The sequence below is a fragment of the Thauera sp. 63 genome (assembly GCF_000310165.2).
Lineage (GTDB): Bacteria > Pseudomonadota > Gammaproteobacteria > Burkholderiales > Rhodocyclaceae > Thauera > Thauera humireducens.
In genome coordinates, this window is sequence record NZ_AMXC01000016.1 from 41,790 (window position 1) to 54,867 (window position 13,078).

The 13,078-nt window shown below is 66.1% G+C and carries 14 protein-coding genes; 4 read left to right on the top strand and 10 right to left on the bottom strand.

The window, feature by feature from the left end; translation table 11 throughout:
• Window positions 1-70: 70 nt before the first annotated feature.
• From rplS to rpsP, 4 genes are all read right to left on the bottom strand, one after another.
• On the bottom strand, window positions 71-472 hold the full coding sequence (gene rplS / locus C664_RS13525; protein WP_004261564.1) for a 50S ribosomal protein L19: 402 nt from the start codon (window positions 470-472) through the stop codon (window positions 71-73).
• Between the two features lie 96 nt (window positions 473-568).
• Window positions 569-1,408 (bottom strand): tRNA (guanosine(37)-N1)-methyltransferase TrmD, encoded by an 840-nt coding sequence (gene trmD / locus C664_RS13530; RefSeq protein WP_004261569.1) that lies wholly within the window; start codon window positions 1,406-1,408, stop codon window positions 569-571.
• Between the two features lie 8 nt (window positions 1,409-1,416).
• Complete coding sequence (gene rimM / locus C664_RS13535; RefSeq protein WP_004261571.1) at window positions 1,417-1,923, bottom strand: ribosome maturation factor RimM; 507 nt, start codon at window positions 1,921-1,923, stop codon at window positions 1,417-1,419.
• 31 nt (window positions 1,924-1,954) lie between these two features.
• Entirely contained in the window at window positions 1,955-2,206 is a 252-nt protein-coding gene (rpsP, locus tag C664_RS13540; protein ID WP_004261573.1) for a 30S ribosomal protein S16, read from the bottom strand.
• A 193-nt stretch (window positions 2,207-2,399) separates the two neighbouring features.
• Here rpsP and C664_RS13545 point away from each other — a divergent pair, with 193 nt between their 5' ends.
• Complete coding sequence (locus C664_RS13545; protein ID WP_004261576.1) at window positions 2,400-3,881, top strand: hypothetical protein; 1,482 nt, start codon at window positions 2,400-2,402, stop codon at window positions 3,879-3,881.
• Here C664_RS13545 and C664_RS13550 read toward each other — a convergent pair.
• The gene (locus tag C664_RS13550) at window positions 3,869-5,095 is read right to left on the bottom strand and encodes a YihY family inner membrane protein (protein ID WP_004261580.1); all 1,227 of its coding nucleotides are present in this window, start codon (window positions 5,093-5,095) and stop codon (window positions 3,869-3,871) included. The genes C664_RS13545 and C664_RS13550 overlap by 13 nt on opposite strands.
• Window positions 5,096-5,161: 66 nt before the next feature.
• Between C664_RS13550 and wrbA the strand changes: the two genes are divergently transcribed.
• Window positions 5,162-5,761 (top strand): NAD(P)H:quinone oxidoreductase, encoded by a 600-nt coding sequence (gene wrbA / locus C664_RS13555; RefSeq protein WP_004261583.1) that lies wholly within the window; start codon window positions 5,162-5,164, stop codon window positions 5,759-5,761.
• On the top strand, window positions 5,761-6,120 hold the full coding sequence (locus tag C664_RS13560; protein ID WP_004261586.1) for a DUF2069 domain-containing protein: 360 nt from the start codon (window positions 5,761-5,763) through the stop codon (window positions 6,118-6,120). Before wrbA ends, C664_RS13560 begins: the two co-directional genes overlap by 1 nt.
• Before the next feature lie 112 nt (window positions 6,121-6,232).
• On the opposite strand, the gene C664_RS13565 is transcribed toward C664_RS13560, so the two are convergent.
• The 5 genes from C664_RS13565 to C664_RS13585 form a co-directional block, all read right to left on the bottom strand.
• Window positions 6,233-7,768, bottom strand: a complete 1,536-nt coding sequence (locus tag C664_RS13565) for a 2-isopropylmalate synthase (protein ID WP_004261588.1) — start codon at window positions 7,766-7,768, stop codon at window positions 6,233-6,235.
• Window positions 7,769-7,770: 2 nt separating this feature from the next.
• The gene (gene pssA, locus C664_RS13570; RefSeq protein ID WP_004261590.1) at window positions 7,771-8,601 is read right to left on the bottom strand and encodes a CDP-diacylglycerol--serine O-phosphatidyltransferase; all 831 of its coding nucleotides are present in this window, start codon (window positions 8,599-8,601) and stop codon (window positions 7,771-7,773) included.
• Window positions 8,602-8,748: 147 nt separating this feature from the next.
• A complete protein-coding gene (gene ilvC, locus C664_RS13575; protein WP_004261593.1) occupies window positions 8,749-9,765 on the bottom strand; it encodes a ketol-acid reductoisomerase in 1,017 nt (338 codons plus the stop codon).
• A 92-nt stretch (window positions 9,766-9,857) separates the two neighbouring features.
• Window positions 9,858-10,349, bottom strand: a complete 492-nt coding sequence (ilvN, locus tag C664_RS13580; protein ID WP_004261596.1) for an acetolactate synthase small subunit — start codon at window positions 10,347-10,349, stop codon at window positions 9,858-9,860.
• A gap of 34 nt (window positions 10,350-10,383) precedes the next feature.
• Window positions 10,384-12,150: an acetolactate synthase 3 catalytic subunit gene (locus C664_RS13585; RefSeq protein ID WP_083483097.1), complete on the bottom strand. Its 1,767-nt coding sequence runs from the start codon at window positions 12,148-12,150 to the stop codon at window positions 10,384-10,386.
• Window positions 12,151-12,431: 281 nt separating this feature from the next.
• On the opposite strand from C664_RS13585, the gene C664_RS13590 reads away from it, so the two are divergent.
• Window positions 12,432-12,938, top strand: coding sequence for an RDD family protein (locus C664_RS13590; protein WP_004261602.1), 507 nt, complete (start codon window positions 12,432-12,434; stop codon window positions 12,936-12,938).
• Window positions 12,939-13,078 lie beyond the last annotated feature (140 nt).

A 13,078-nucleotide genomic window follows, 5' to 3' on the forward strand; every position in this document is an offset into this window, starting at 1 on the left:
AGACGGATGCCGGGGCCAAAGAAAAACGGGCCCGAGGGCCCGTTCTTCATTTGCGTCACCGCGGCGGCGATCAAGCCTGCTGCTGGGCAGCCTTCTTGGCGGCGGCAGCCTTGTAGTCCAGCTTTTCCTTGATACGTGCGGACTTGCCCGAACGCTGGCGCAGGTAGTACAGCTTGGCGCGACGGACGTCACCGCGGCGCTTCACTTCGATGCCGGCCACCAGCGGCGAGTAGGTCTGGAACGTACGCTCCACGCCTTCGCCCGACGAAATCTTGCGGACGATGAAGGCCGAGTTCAGACCGCGGTTGCGCTTCGCGATCACCACGCCTTCGTACGCCTGCAGACGCTCGCGGTTGCCTTCCTTAACCTTGACCTGGACGATCACGGTGTCGCCGGGGGCGAATTCCGGGATGGTCTTGCCCTGGGTCAGGCGGGCGATTTCTTCCTGTTCGAGTTGCTGAATCAGGTTCATTGCGGACACTCCATCAATGTTGTCGGCCTCTGTCATTGCATCGGCCTGGCCGCAGAGCAGGTCGCCACCTGATGCGCGCCGTTTATGAAAGGGCTGTCAGGCGATGCTGCCGCCTTCGGCCCCGGCTTGCTCCTGCCTGAATTCCTCAAGCAGTTTCAATTCGGTCTTGCTCAGTTGCCGCGCGGCCAGCAGGTCGGGCCGGCGCAACCAGGTGCGGCCGAGGGACTGCTTCAGCCGCCAGCGGCGGATCGCCGCGTGGTTGCCCGATAACAGCACGTCGGGCACCCGTTCGTCTTCATACATCTCTGGCCGCGTGTAATGCGGACAGTCCAGCAGACCGTCGGCGAAGGAGTCTTCCAGCGCCGAATCCGCCGTGTTCAATGCGCCGGGCAGTTGCCGCACGATCGCATCGAGCAGCACCATGGCGGGCAGTTCGCCGCCGGACAACACGAAGTCGCCGAGCGACACTTCTTCATCTACCGCGCGGTCGATGACGCGCTGGTCGATACCTTCGTAGCGTCCACACAACAGGACCAGGCCCGGCTGTGCGGCCAGTTCGAGCACTGCCGCCTGGTCAAGCCTGCGACCCTGCGGCGACAGGTAGATCACCCTGCCTGTCGATCCCGTCGCAGCCTGCTGCGCGGCGCGTGCCGCGGCTATCGACTGCATCAGCGGCTCCGCCAGCATCACCATGCCAGGGCCGCCGCCATAGGGGCGGTCGTCCACCGTGCGGTGCGGATCGTGGGTAAAGTCGCGCGGGTTGTGGAAACCCAGCGCATACAGCCCGCGATCCATCGCCCTGCGTGTGATGCCGCTACCCGTCAGGGCTGCGAACATCTCCGGAAAGAGCGTGATCACGTCGTAGCGGCGGAGGCCGCCGGGTACTGCGATCGTCGTGTCTTTCCGTTCGGCGCCGGTTTCAGCCTGGGCCTTCACCGTCGCCCTTACCAGTCCTTGCCCCAGGCGACGCGGATGCGTCGTGCGGCAAGATCGACGTCGAGCACGTAGGCCGCGACGAAAGGGATCAGGCGCTCGGTTTCGCCCTCGCTGACCTGCAGCACATCGTGCGCGCCGGTCGAGAGCAGGCCCTTGACTGATCCCAGGGGCTCTCCGGCCTCGTTGACAACGTCAAGACCGACGAGGTCGCCCCAGTAGAACTCATCCTCGGCGGTCGTCGGCAAGGCTTCGCGCGGTGCGCCGATGTACCAGCCGTCGACGGCCTCGGCCCCGTTGCGGTCCTGCACCTCGCCAAGGGCGGCGACCAGTCCCTTGCCGTGCGCCCTGCACGCCTTGAGCGTGTAGGGTTTCCACTGTTCGACAGGGGCGTTGTCGTCGGCGCACAGCCACCATTGGGGCATCTTGCGCCACGACGTCGGGTCATCGCCGAAGGGGTGGATCTTGAGCCAGCCCTGAACGCCAAAAGGGGCGACAATGCGCCCCAATACGATCATTCGCAGATCCGCCGCAGCAGACCGACGCTGATCAGGCAGCCGCCTTGGCGGCCTGCTTGGCCAGACGGGCAACGGTCGGCGACAGCTGGGCGCCGTTCTGCTGCCAGTAGGCCAGACGCTCGGCGTTCACGACCAGACCCTTCTCGGCGCCGGAAGCGACCGGGTTGTAGTAGCCAACGCGCTCGATGAAGCGGCCGTCGCGACGATTACGCGAGTCGGCGGCAACGATGTTGAAGAACGGGCGCTTTTTGGCGCCACCACGGGCAAGGCGAATGACGACCATCTGTAATGTTCCTGATCGGTAGATGCGAAAAGCCGTGGATTTTAAGGGAAGTCTTCCGGCAGGGCAAGATTTATTGTCGATGGCAAGGCAGGCCGACGTAAGGCGCCTCTTCATCGGTTCTTGAGTCGCTGAGAATCGGCGGGGCGCATGCCGGGGCGCCCGAGATTGACTAGAATACGACCTCCCCAAACTGATGCGCCTGTCCATGATCGAGTCTGCACCTGCCGATACTGCCGAGGGAGCCGACCGGATTCTGGAGTGGCTCGCCTGTGAACCGGCCGACGATCCCCTTGCGGATCTCGGCGTGCTGGCGGCGCTCGTCGCCTGGCTGCCCGTTGCGCGCGCGGAGGCCCGGGATGAGGACATGGTCCTGGCCTTCGTCGAGCGAGCGCTCGACATCAGTGGCCGGATCCGGGCGCGCTTGCTCGCTGCAGGGCTGCCGTTGCCGCGGATCCTGCATGTGGCTTCGACGCAGTTCTGCGGTGCGCTGCTGCAGCTGGCGGATCGGCTCGGCGAGCGGGCGGCCGCAGGTATTGAGGGCGCTGGCGAGGGAAGCGCGCCGGCAGCGCTTGCCTTGACCGCACTGCGCGAGGCGTATCTGGTTTCAGCGATGTCCGCAACGGAGCCGCCCGCAGGGCTGTGGAAGCTTGCGCATCGCCTGTCGGCACTCAGGCCCGCGCATGGGGCGTATCGCAGCATGCTCGCAATTGCGGCGGCGCAGCCCGAACGACTGACCGCGCGGGAGCTCGTCTGGGCGGCGGACTACCTCGAAGGGGAACTGGCGGGCGTCGAGATGTCGCCCGATGCGCCGCCCCAAGGCAGTTCGACCTGGTGGATCGATCCGGATGCGGATGGCGGACCGCTGCCGTCGGCGCGCAAGCCTCCGCCGCTGGATCGGGCCGGATTGAGGTTCCTGAATCCGCGGCCGCTCGCGCGCGCGGTGGATGAGCGTATCGAACGTCTGGAAGCGTGGATGTCAGCGGCCGAGGCCGAAGGACATCTGGCGGAGGTCGATACGCTCGAGGCCGGCGGCGAGACCTTGCCGCCGGGGCTGACGCCATCGGAGATTCTCGCCTTGTTGCGGGGGATGCGCGAACACTGGGTCGCACCCCAGCTTCGTCTCGGGGTGAGGCGCGAGCAGCACTACGAGGTGCAGGTGTGCGCGGGCTTGCGTGCCATGTGGGAGCTGGGACGCGGGCGACGTGAGTCGGGCCGGGTGGTTGGCTGGCAGGTGCGCAACGAGAGCCCGGGCGGTTACGCAATCATGAACGTGTCTGGTGTGCAGGGCGAGGTCGCGCCGGGCATCGTCCTGGGGCTGCGCACGAGTGCTACGGAGCCATGGACCGTCTGCATCGTGCGCTGGGTCAGGAGCGAGTCGCCTGAGCAGGTCGAGATCGGGTTGCAGACCATCGCGCAGTCATACTACTCGGTGCAGTTGGGGTTTCGCAGCGGGTCGGTCAATGGCGTGGCGCCTGCGCTGGCCTTGCCGGCGATGGAACCTGAGCGCCGCCACCCGGCGTTCGTCGCGCCCGCGGGCACCTATGTGTCGCGGCGCTTCGTGTTCGTGCGCGATGGGCCGCCGCTGTACGTTGCCCAGGGGCGTGCGTTGGGTCTGGACATGCAGACTGCCAGCGTCGAGCTGTTCCAGTACGAGATCGACCCCTATCCGATCTGAGCGTCGGCCGGGCGGTCGGCCAGCTGCAGCAGCTCTGCGAGGCTCAGGTCGCCCGCGTCGAGCGAGCGATCGAGGCGGCGCGCGAACGCATGGGCGTGTGTCGTCGGCGCAGCCTGGCGCCAGTCATTCAGGTCGAGCGCGAAGCGGGTCACGACGTCCCGCATCCTGATCGAGTCCGGCGCCTTACGCAGCACCCAGCCTTCCTCTTCGGTACGCGTGACCCAGCCGGCCTCCTGCAGGCGCTCGAGGATGCCGTCGGTACGATGGGGCGGCAGTGCGCTGCACTCCACAAGCGCTTGCGCATCCACGCACTGTCCGTGCCGCTGTGCGCGTGCAAGCCGGCATAGGATCTCGGTGGCGGCCCAGGCTTCGTCGCCGGCAAAGGGGGCGGCGAGCCGGCGGCGCTCGAGGTAGGCGGGCAAGGTGGCGGTGATCAGTGCGCCGAGCAGGATCACGGACCACGACAGGTAGAGCCACACGAGGAAGATCGGCAGCGCGGCGAAGGTGCCGAAGATCAGCGTGTAGGAGGGGAAGTGCGCGATGAACAGGCCGAAGGCGCGCTGCATCAGGAAAAACACCAGTGCTGCGACCAGGGCGCCGACGATGGCATGCGGGATTCGCACCGGATGGTTGGGCACCGCGTAGTACAGGAAGCCGAACAGTGCGCACAGCAGCAAGGGCGGCAGCAGGCGTGCGGTGAATTCGCCGATCCAGGGCAGGTGGTTCGACCAGGTCATCGAGGTGCTGATGACGTAGCCGGTGCCGATGACCGAGGCGCCGAAGAGGATCGGGCCGAGCGTCAGCACGAACCAGCCGACCGTGATGCGCGTCAGCATGCGCCGCGGACGGCGGACGCCCCAGATGTGGTTGAAGGCCTGCTCGATGGTGCCGAGCAGCATCAGCGAGGTCAGCACCAGCAGGCCGATGCCGATCAGGGTCAGGCGTCCGGCCTGCTCTGAAAACTGCAGGGCATAGGTGGCGATGATTTGGCCTGCGCGGTCAGGCAGCAGGTTCTGCAGCAGGAAGCTGCGGACCGAGTCGCCGATCTGGTCCATGCCGGGCAGGTTGCCGAAAACGGTGAGGGTGACGGTGATCAGCGGTACCAGCGCGAGCAGGGTGGTGAATGCCAGGCTGCCTGCGACCTGGGGGCCGCGGGTGGAAGCGAAGCGTTCGGCCAGCAGCAGGAAGAAATCGCGCAGGGCGTGCAGGTTCATGAGGCGACGCCGGGCAGGGGCGGCGCGGACGGTATAATTCCCGCATTCTAGCGATTACGGTCCGTCATGCAGGAAATCCTCGTCCTTTACTACAGCCATCGCGGTTCGGTTCGCGCACTGGCCGAACAGATTGCCGTCGGTATACATCAGGTGCCCGGTGCGGCGGCGCGGGTACGGACCGTGCCGCGGGTATCGACGGTGTGCGAGGCGGTGGAGGACGAGATTCCGGCCGACGGCCCGCCCTACGTCGAGGTGCGCGATCTCGAGGAGTGCGCCGGGCTGGCGCTGGGGAGTCCGACCCGCTTCGGCAACATGGCGGCGCCAATGAAGTATTTCCTCGATGGCCTGGCCGGTGCCTGGGTCAATGGCACGCTGGCGGGCAAGCCGGCGAGCGTGTTCTCGTCTTCCGCCAGTCTGCACGGCGGCCAGGAAAGCACCCTGCTGACGATGATGGTGCCGCTGCTGCACCACGGCATGCTGCTGCTCGGCATTCCCTATTCGGAGCCGGCGCTCAACGCTACGCGCAGTGGCGGCACGCCCTATGGTGCGACCCATGTCGCCGGGGCGGATGGGGCGCCCGCGCTGACCGCAGAGGAAGTCGAGCTGGCGCGCGCCCAGGGGCGTCGCCTGGCTGAAACGGCCTTGCGCCTCGCGGGAGCGCGCTGATGAGCCCGCGCCTGCTGTATTTCGTCGCCTGCGCCAGCCTGCTGGCGCTGATCGGCCTGTGCGTGCTGTGGGAAGCCTGGCTGGCGCCGTTGCGGCCCGGTGGCTCGTGGATGATGCTGAAAGCGGTGCCGCTGCTGCCCGCGGTGTTCGGTGTGCTGCGCGGCAAGCGTTACACCTATCAGTGGCTCTCGATGCTGTCCCTGCTGTACCTGACTGAAGGCGCGCTGCGCGTCAGCGACCCCGGCCTGACGGCCACGCTGGCCGGCATCGAGATCCTGCTGTCGGTGCTGCTTTTCTTCAGCACCATGCTTTATGCGCGCAACACGGCGCCGTCGCGCCAGCAAAAGGTCGTGGACTAGGCGGCTGCGGAGTAGGGCAGCCCGGTGGTTGTCGCCCGGCGCTGGCGAACGCCCATGAACAACGCCCCGCGGCCGGTCTGGCACGCGGGGCGTTGTTGTGTGGGGCGCCCGTTCAGACTTGCGGATTCAGGCGCTGGGCGCTGCTCTGCAGCTTGTTCAGGGCGTTGAGGTAGGCCTTGGCCGATGCGACGATGATGTCGGTGTCGGCGCCCTGGCCATCCATCACGCGCCCGTTCTTGGACAGGCGCACGGTGACCTCGCCCTGGGCGTCGGTGCCGGTGGTGATCGCGTTGACCGAATACAGCAGCAATTCGCTGCCGCTGCTCGCGACGGTCTCGATCGCCTTGAAGGCGGCGTCGACCGGACCCGAGCCTTCGGCCTGGGCGCGATGCTCGGCGCCGCCGATGACCAGCGTCAGTTCGGCGCGCGGCGTTTCCCCGGTTTCGGAATGGAAGCGGCTGGAGACTAGGCGGAAGTGCTCGGTTTCCGGCGTGACCGTTTCGTCGCGCATCAGCGCGTGCAGATCCTCGTCGAAAATCTCGTGCTTCTTGTCGGCGAGCTCCTTGAAGCGCGAGAAGGCGTGGTTCAGGTGCTCCTCTCCCTCGATCTCGATGCCCAGGTCCTGCAGGCGGGCACGGAAGGCGTTGCGGCCCGAATGCTTGCCCAGCACCAGCTTGTTGGCGCCCCAGCCCACGTCCTCGGCACGCATGATCTCGTAGGTTTCGCGGTGCTTGAGCACGCCGTCCTGGTGGATGCCTGACTCGTGGGCGAAGGCGTTGGCGCCGACGATGGCCTTGTTCGGCTGCACCGGGTAGCCGGTGACCTGCGACACCAGCTTGGACGCCGGGACGATCTGGGTGGTGTCGATCCGCGTCTCGACCGGGAAGACGTCGGCGCGGGTGCGCACGGCCATCACGATCTCCTCGAGCGAAGCGTTGCCCGCGCGTTCGCCCAGGCCGTTGATGGTGCATTCGACCTGGCGGGCGCCGGCGCGCACCGCGGCGAGCGAGTTCGCGACGGCGAGGCCGAGGTCGTTGTGGCAATGCACGGACCAGACCACCTTGTCCGAATTCGGTACGCGCTCGATCAGTGTGCGCAGCGTTGCGGCGTACTGCTCCGGCACGTTGTAGCCGACGGTGTCGGGCACGTTGATGGTCTTCGCGCCGGCCTGGATCACCGCGTCGAAGATGCGCACCAGGAAATCGATCTCCGAGCGCCCTGCGTCCTCGGCCGAGAACTCGACGTCATCGGTGTACTCGCGCGCCCAGCCGATCGCCTTGACCGCCTGCTCGACGACCTGGTCGGGCGTCATGCGCAGCTTCTTCTCCATGTGGATCGGGCTGGTGGCGATGAAGGTGTGGATACGGCCGCGCGCGGCGGGGCGGATGGCTTCGCCCGCGCGCCGGATGTCGTTCTCGTTGGCGCGGGCGAGGCCACAGACGGTGGATTCCTTGATCGCCTCGGCGATCGAGCGGACCGCGTCGAAGTCGCCGGGTGAGGCTGCGGGGAAACCCGCTTCGATGACGTCGACGCGCATGCGCTCGAGCTGGCGGGCGATGCGCAGCTTCTCCTCGCGCGTCATCGAGGCGCCGGGGCTCTGTTCGCCGTCGCGCAGGGTGGTATCGAAGATGATCAGGGCGTCTTTCATGGTCAGCTCCTCTGCGGGGGCTCGGCATCGTCGCCGGCTGCGGGCGGTGCCGTGTTGTCGGGTTGCGGGGCGGTGCCCGTCTCGTTCCGGTCGTGCTTGCGTTTCCAGCGCAGCAGCCACATCACGTAGCCGGAGGCGGCGTAAATCAGGAACAGGCCGAACAGGATGCCCGGCGGATAGCTGGAGACCAGCGCGAAGACCAGCACCAGCGCGATGACGACGATGAAGGGCACGCTCTTGCGCAGGTTGATGCTCTTGCCGCTCCAGAACAGCACGTTGCTGACCATGGATACGCCGGCGAAGATCGTCAGCGCGCAGGCGTAGCCGCGCAGCTCGTTACCGCTGAAGCCGTTGTCGATGCCGACCCACACCATGCCCGCGATCAGCGCGGCGGCAGCGGGGCTGGGGAGGCCCTGGAAATAGCGCTTGTCGACCACGTCGATGTTGGTGTTGAAGCGCGCCAGCCGCAAAGCCGCGCCGGCGCAGTAGATGAAGGCCGCGATCCAGCCGAGCTTGCCGAGATCCTGCAGCGCCCATTCGTACATGACCAGCGCAGGGGCGGCGCCGAAGGAAACCATGTCGGACAGCGAGTCGTACTCGGCGCCGAATTCGCTCTGGGTGTGGGTGAGACGGGCGATCCGTCCATCGAGTCCGTCGAGCACCATGGCGACGAAGATCGCGACCGCGGCGACCTCGAAGCGCTGGTTCATGGCCTGCACGATGGCGTAGAAGCCGGCGAACAGCGCCGCCGTGGTGAACAGGTTCGGCAGGATGTAGATGCCGCGGCGTCGCTTTTCCAGCGGCAGCAGGGGCGTACGGTCGGGGTGGGCCACTGTGTCTCGTTCTTCTACTCAGGAGCTTCGATTCTAGCGCATGCGGCGTGCTATCCGGATTTCCGGATGTTGCCTGCCACAATGGAAAAGGGCCGGGGCCGCGTTGCGCGGCACCGGCCCCTGTGCGTCACGGGGACGCAGCGAAGATCAGTTCTTCGACTTGTCGACCAGGGCCTTGGCCTTGATCCACGGCATCATCTCGCGCAGCTGGGCGCCGACCTGTTCGATCGGGTGGGCGGCGTTCAGACGGCGGCGGGCGGTCATGCTCGGGTAGTTGGTCTTGCCTTCCTGGATGAACATCTTGGCGTACTCACCGGTCTGGATGCGCTTGAGGGCGTTGCGCATGGCCTTGCGGGATTCCTCGTTGATGACTTCCGGGCCGGTCACGTACTCGCCGTATTCGGCGTTGTTCGAGATCGAGTAGTTCATCGTCGCGATGCCGCCTTCGTACATCAGGTCGACGATCAGCTTGAGCTCGTGCAGGCACTCGAAGTAGGCCATTTCCGGCGCGTAGCCGGCTTCGGTCAGGGTCTCGAAGCCCATCTTCACCAGCTCCACGGCGCCGCCGCACAGCACGGCCTGTTCGCCGAACAGGTCGGTCTCGGTCTCTTCGCGGAAGTTGGTCTCGATCACGCCGCCCTTGGTGCCGCCGTTGGCAGCAGCGTAGGACAGGGCGATGTCACGCGCCTTGCCGGACTTGTCCTGGTACACCGCGATCAGCGACGGCACGCCGCCCCCGCGCAGGTACTCGGAACGCACGGTGTGGCCGGGGCCCTTCGGGGCGACCATGATCACGTCCAGGTCTTCGCGCGGCACGACCTGGTTGTAATGCACGTTGAAGCCGTGCGCGAAGGCCAGCACGCCGCCCTTCTTGATGTTCGGCTCGACTTCTTCCTTGTAGACCTGCGGGATGTTCTCGTCCGGCAGCAGGATCATGACGACGTCGGCGCCCTTGACGGCCTTGGCGATCTCTTCGACCTTGAGGCCGGCAGCCTTCGCCTTGTCCCAGGACGAGCCGTCCTTGCGCAGGCCGACGGTGACCTTGACGCCGGAGTCGGACAGGTTCTGGGCGTGGGCATGGCCCTGCGAGCCGTAGCCGACGATGGTGACCTTCTTGCCCTTGATGAGGGAGAGGTCGGCGTCCTTGTCGTAATAAACCTTCATGTCTTTCCTTTTCGCTTTCTGGGTCGGGATGTGGAACGGGTGTTGCTGCCGGCGCGCGCGCGGATGCCCCGCCCGCCGGACGGAAAACGCGCTTACAGCTTCAGTACGCGGTCGCCGCGGCCGATGCCGCACACGCCCGAACGCACGGTCTCGAGGATCAGCGCAGGGTCGATGGCGCCGATGAAGGCATCGAGCTTGCTCTGGTTGCCCGTCAGCTCGACGACGTAGGACGCGTCGGTGACGTCGATGATGCGGGCGCGGAAGATGTCGGCGGTGCGCTTGATCTCCTCGCGGTCCTTGCCGGTGGCGCGGATCTTCACCAGCATCAGCTCGCGCTCGATGTGGGCCGCCTCGGAGATGTCGACGACCTTGACCACCTCGATCAGCTTGTTCAGCTGCTTGGTGATCTGCTCGATGATGTCGTCCGAGCCGGTGGTGACGATGGTCATCCGCGACATCGAGGCGTCTTCGGTCGGGGCCACGGTGAGCGACTCGATGTTGTAGCCGCGCGCCGAGAACAGTCCCGAGACGCGCGACAGGGCGCCGGATTCGTTTTCGATCAGGAGGGAAATGACGTGACGCATGATGGATTCGGTCCGGAGTTCGGGAGGAGGGCGATTACAGGTCTTCGGCAGACAGGATCATCTCGGTGAGACCCTTGCCGCCCTGCACCATCGGATAGACGTTCTCCGTCTGGTCGATCTGGAAGTCCAGGAACACGAGATCGTTCTTGTGCGTGGTGAAGGCCTCGCGGAGCGCGCCCTCGACATCGCCCGGCTTGTCCACCCGGATGCCGACATGGCCATAGGATTCGGCCAGCTTGGCGAAGTCGGGCAGCGAATCCATGTAGGACTCGGAGTAGCGCTGGCCGTGGAACAGCTGCTGCCACTGGCGCACCATGCCCAGGTAGCGGTTGTTCAGGTTGCAGATCTTGATCGGCAGGCGGAACTGCTTGCACGTCGACAGTTCCTGGATATTCATCTGGATCGAGGCTTCGCCGGTGATGCAGGCGACCTGCATGTCCGGGTTGGCGAGCTTGGCGCCCATGGCGTAGGGCATGCCCACGCCCATCGTGCCCAGGCCGCCGGAGTTGAGCCAGCGGCGCGGCTTGTCGAAGCGGTAGTACTGCGCGGCCCACATCTGGTGCTGGCCGACGTCGGAGGTGACGATGGCCTCGCCACCGGTCACTTCCCACAGCTTCTGCACCACGAACTGCGGCTTGATGATCTCGTCCGAATTCTTGTACGCCATGCAGTTGCGGCCGCGCCACTCTTCGACCTGCTTCCACCACGCGGCCACGGCCTCGGGGTTGGGGCGGGCTTCGCCGGACTCGAGCTGGCGGATCATCTCTTCCAGCACTTCCTTCACGTCGCCGACGATGGGGACGTCGACCTTGACGCGCTTCGAGATCGACGACGGGTCGATGTCGATGTGGATGATCTTGCGCGGCTCTTCGGCGAAATGCGAGGGCAGGCCGATGACGCGGTCGTCGAAACGGGCGCCGACAGCCAGCAGCACGTCGGAGTAGTGCATCGACATGTTGGCTTCGTAGGTGCCGTGCATGCCGGGCATGCCGAGGAACTGGCGGTCGCTGGCCGGGTAGCCGCCCAGGCCCATCAGCGTGTTGGTGATCGGGAAGCCGAGCAGGCGGGTGAGCTTGGTGAGCTGTTCGGCCGCATTGGCCAGCACGACGCCGCCGCCGGTGTAGATCATCGGGCGCTTGGCTTCGAGCAGCAGCTGGACGGCCTTCTTGATCTGGCCCGAGTGACCCTTGACCACCGGGTTGTACGAGCGCATCGAGATCTCCTTCGGATACTCGAACTCGCACTTGTGCATCGACACGTCCTTGGGAATGTCGACCAGCACCGGGCCCGGGCGGCCCGTCTTCGCCAGGTAGAAGGCCTTCTTGATCGTCGTGGCGATGTCGCGCACGTCCTTGACCAGGAAGTTGTGCTTCACACAGGGGCGGGTGATGCCGACGGTGTCGACTTCCTGGAAGGCGTCCTGGCCGATGGCGGCGGTGGGCACCTGGCCGGAAATGATCACCATCGGGATCGAGTCGCAGAATGCGGTGGCGATGCCGGTGACGGCATTGGTGGCGCCGGGGCCGGACGTCACCAGTGCGACGCCGACCTTCTCGGTGCTGCGCGCGTAACCGTCGGCAGCATGCACGGCCGCCTGTTCGTGGCGCACCAGGACATGACGAACGGCCTCCTGCTGGAACAGAGCGTCATAGATGTACAGCACGGCGCCGCCTGGATAGCCGAAGACATACTCGACCTTTTCTTCCTGCAGGCACCTGATTACAATTTCGGCTCCGGTAAGCACCATCGCAAGCTCGCTCGACAAGTCGTTTGAAGAAACGCGAAACGTTACCGGCCACATCGGGTTTGGTCAAGGCTGATGCGGCTTGTGGCGAATTCGGTGCCGCCTTGGGAATGGCAGCTTACGTCGCGGTCGGCATCCTTTTTGCATCTGCCGGATCGTGCAGCCACGTGGTTTGACCGAGTTCCGGCCGGTGAGGCACAGCGTGCCGGGCCCGGTGGCCTCGATCGGGGGTTGCGTCGATCGCCCGGTCTTCCTTCCTTTTCCATTTCTCCTGCCTCGAAGTCGGTCCGCCGTTTGCGGAGGAGGGCTTTGCAGGTGCAACACGTTCGGATCCCTTCATGAAGCGCAACTCCCCGAAAGCAGCGGCGGTCGCCGCCCCGGCCGACCCTGTGGCGCCGCGCGGCGAACGCACGCCCGTCGAGCTTGCCGGGCTCAGGCGGCGCCTGGCGAGCATGTTGTACGAATCGATGCTGCTGCTGGGCGTGCTGGCGCTGACCTTTCTCGTCCCCTACCTGATGCTGGGCGTCGGCTTCGAGATCGCGCCGCCGGGCTGGTTCGCCTGGCTCCACATCTTCGCCGTACTCGGCGCCTATTTCGTCTGGTACTGGCGCCGCCATGGCCAGACGCTTGCCATGCAGACCTGGCGGCTCAAGCTGGTCGATGCGCAGGAGGGGTGCCATCCCACAGCGGCACGCTGCTGGCTGCGCTACGCACTGTGCTGGCCCTCCGTGCTGCTGTTCGGCATCGGTCTGCTGTGGGCCCTGGTCGATCGCGACCGGCAGTTCCTGCACGACCGCCTGAGCGGCACCTGCATCGTGCTGCTGCCGCCTGCCGCCAAGGCCTGAGCAGCGCAGCCGCTTCGGCGGGGGCGCGAAAGCGGCCGCGCAGGGGAACTTTTGTCATGGCGGGGCGGTAGCATCAGGGAGTACAACCACTGAAGCGGCGTGGTGGGGCGGTCGCCGCGACCGTCGTGCGCGTCCTCCAT

Coding starts and splice junctions, on each gene's coding strand:
- rplS (WP_004261564.1), bottom strand. CDS start 472: ATGAACCTGATTCAGCAACTCGAACAGGAAGAAATCGCCCGCCTGACC.
- rimM (WP_004261571.1), bottom strand. CDS start 1,923: ATGATCGTATTGGGGCGCATTGTCGCCCCTTTTGGCGTTCAGGGCTGG.
- rpsP (WP_004261573.1), bottom strand. CDS start 2,206: ATGGTCGTCATTCGCCTTGCCCGTGGTGGCGCCAAAAAGCGCCCGTTC.
- C664_RS13545 (WP_004261576.1), top strand. CDS start 2,400: ATGCGCCTGTCCATGATCGAGTCTGCACCTGCCGATACTGCCGAGGGA.
- C664_RS13550 (WP_004261580.1), bottom strand. CDS start 5,095: ATGAACCTGCACGCCCTGCGCGATTTCTTCCTGCTGCTGGCCGAACGC.
- wrbA (WP_004261583.1), top strand. CDS start 5,162: ATGCAGGAAATCCTCGTCCTTTACTACAGCCATCGCGGTTCGGTTCGC.
- C664_RS13560 (WP_004261586.1), top strand. CDS start 5,761: ATGAGCCCGCGCCTGCTGTATTTCGTCGCCTGCGCCAGCCTGCTGGCG.
- C664_RS13565 (WP_004261588.1), bottom strand. CDS start 7,768: ATGAAAGACGCCCTGATCATCTTCGATACCACCCTGCGCGACGGCGAA.
- ilvC (WP_004261593.1), bottom strand. CDS start 9,765: ATGAAGGTTTATTACGACAAGGACGCCGACCTCTCCCTCATCAAGGGC.
- ilvN (WP_004261596.1), bottom strand. CDS start 10,349: ATGCGTCACGTCATTTCCCTCCTGATCGAAAACGAATCCGGCGCCCTG.
- C664_RS13585 (WP_083483097.1), bottom strand. CDS start 12,150: ATGTGGCCGGTAACGTTTCGCGTTTCTTCAAACGACTTGTCGAGCGAG.
- C664_RS13590 (WP_004261602.1), top strand. CDS start 12,432: ATGAAGCGCAACTCCCCGAAAGCAGCGGCGGTCGCCGCCCCGGCCGAC.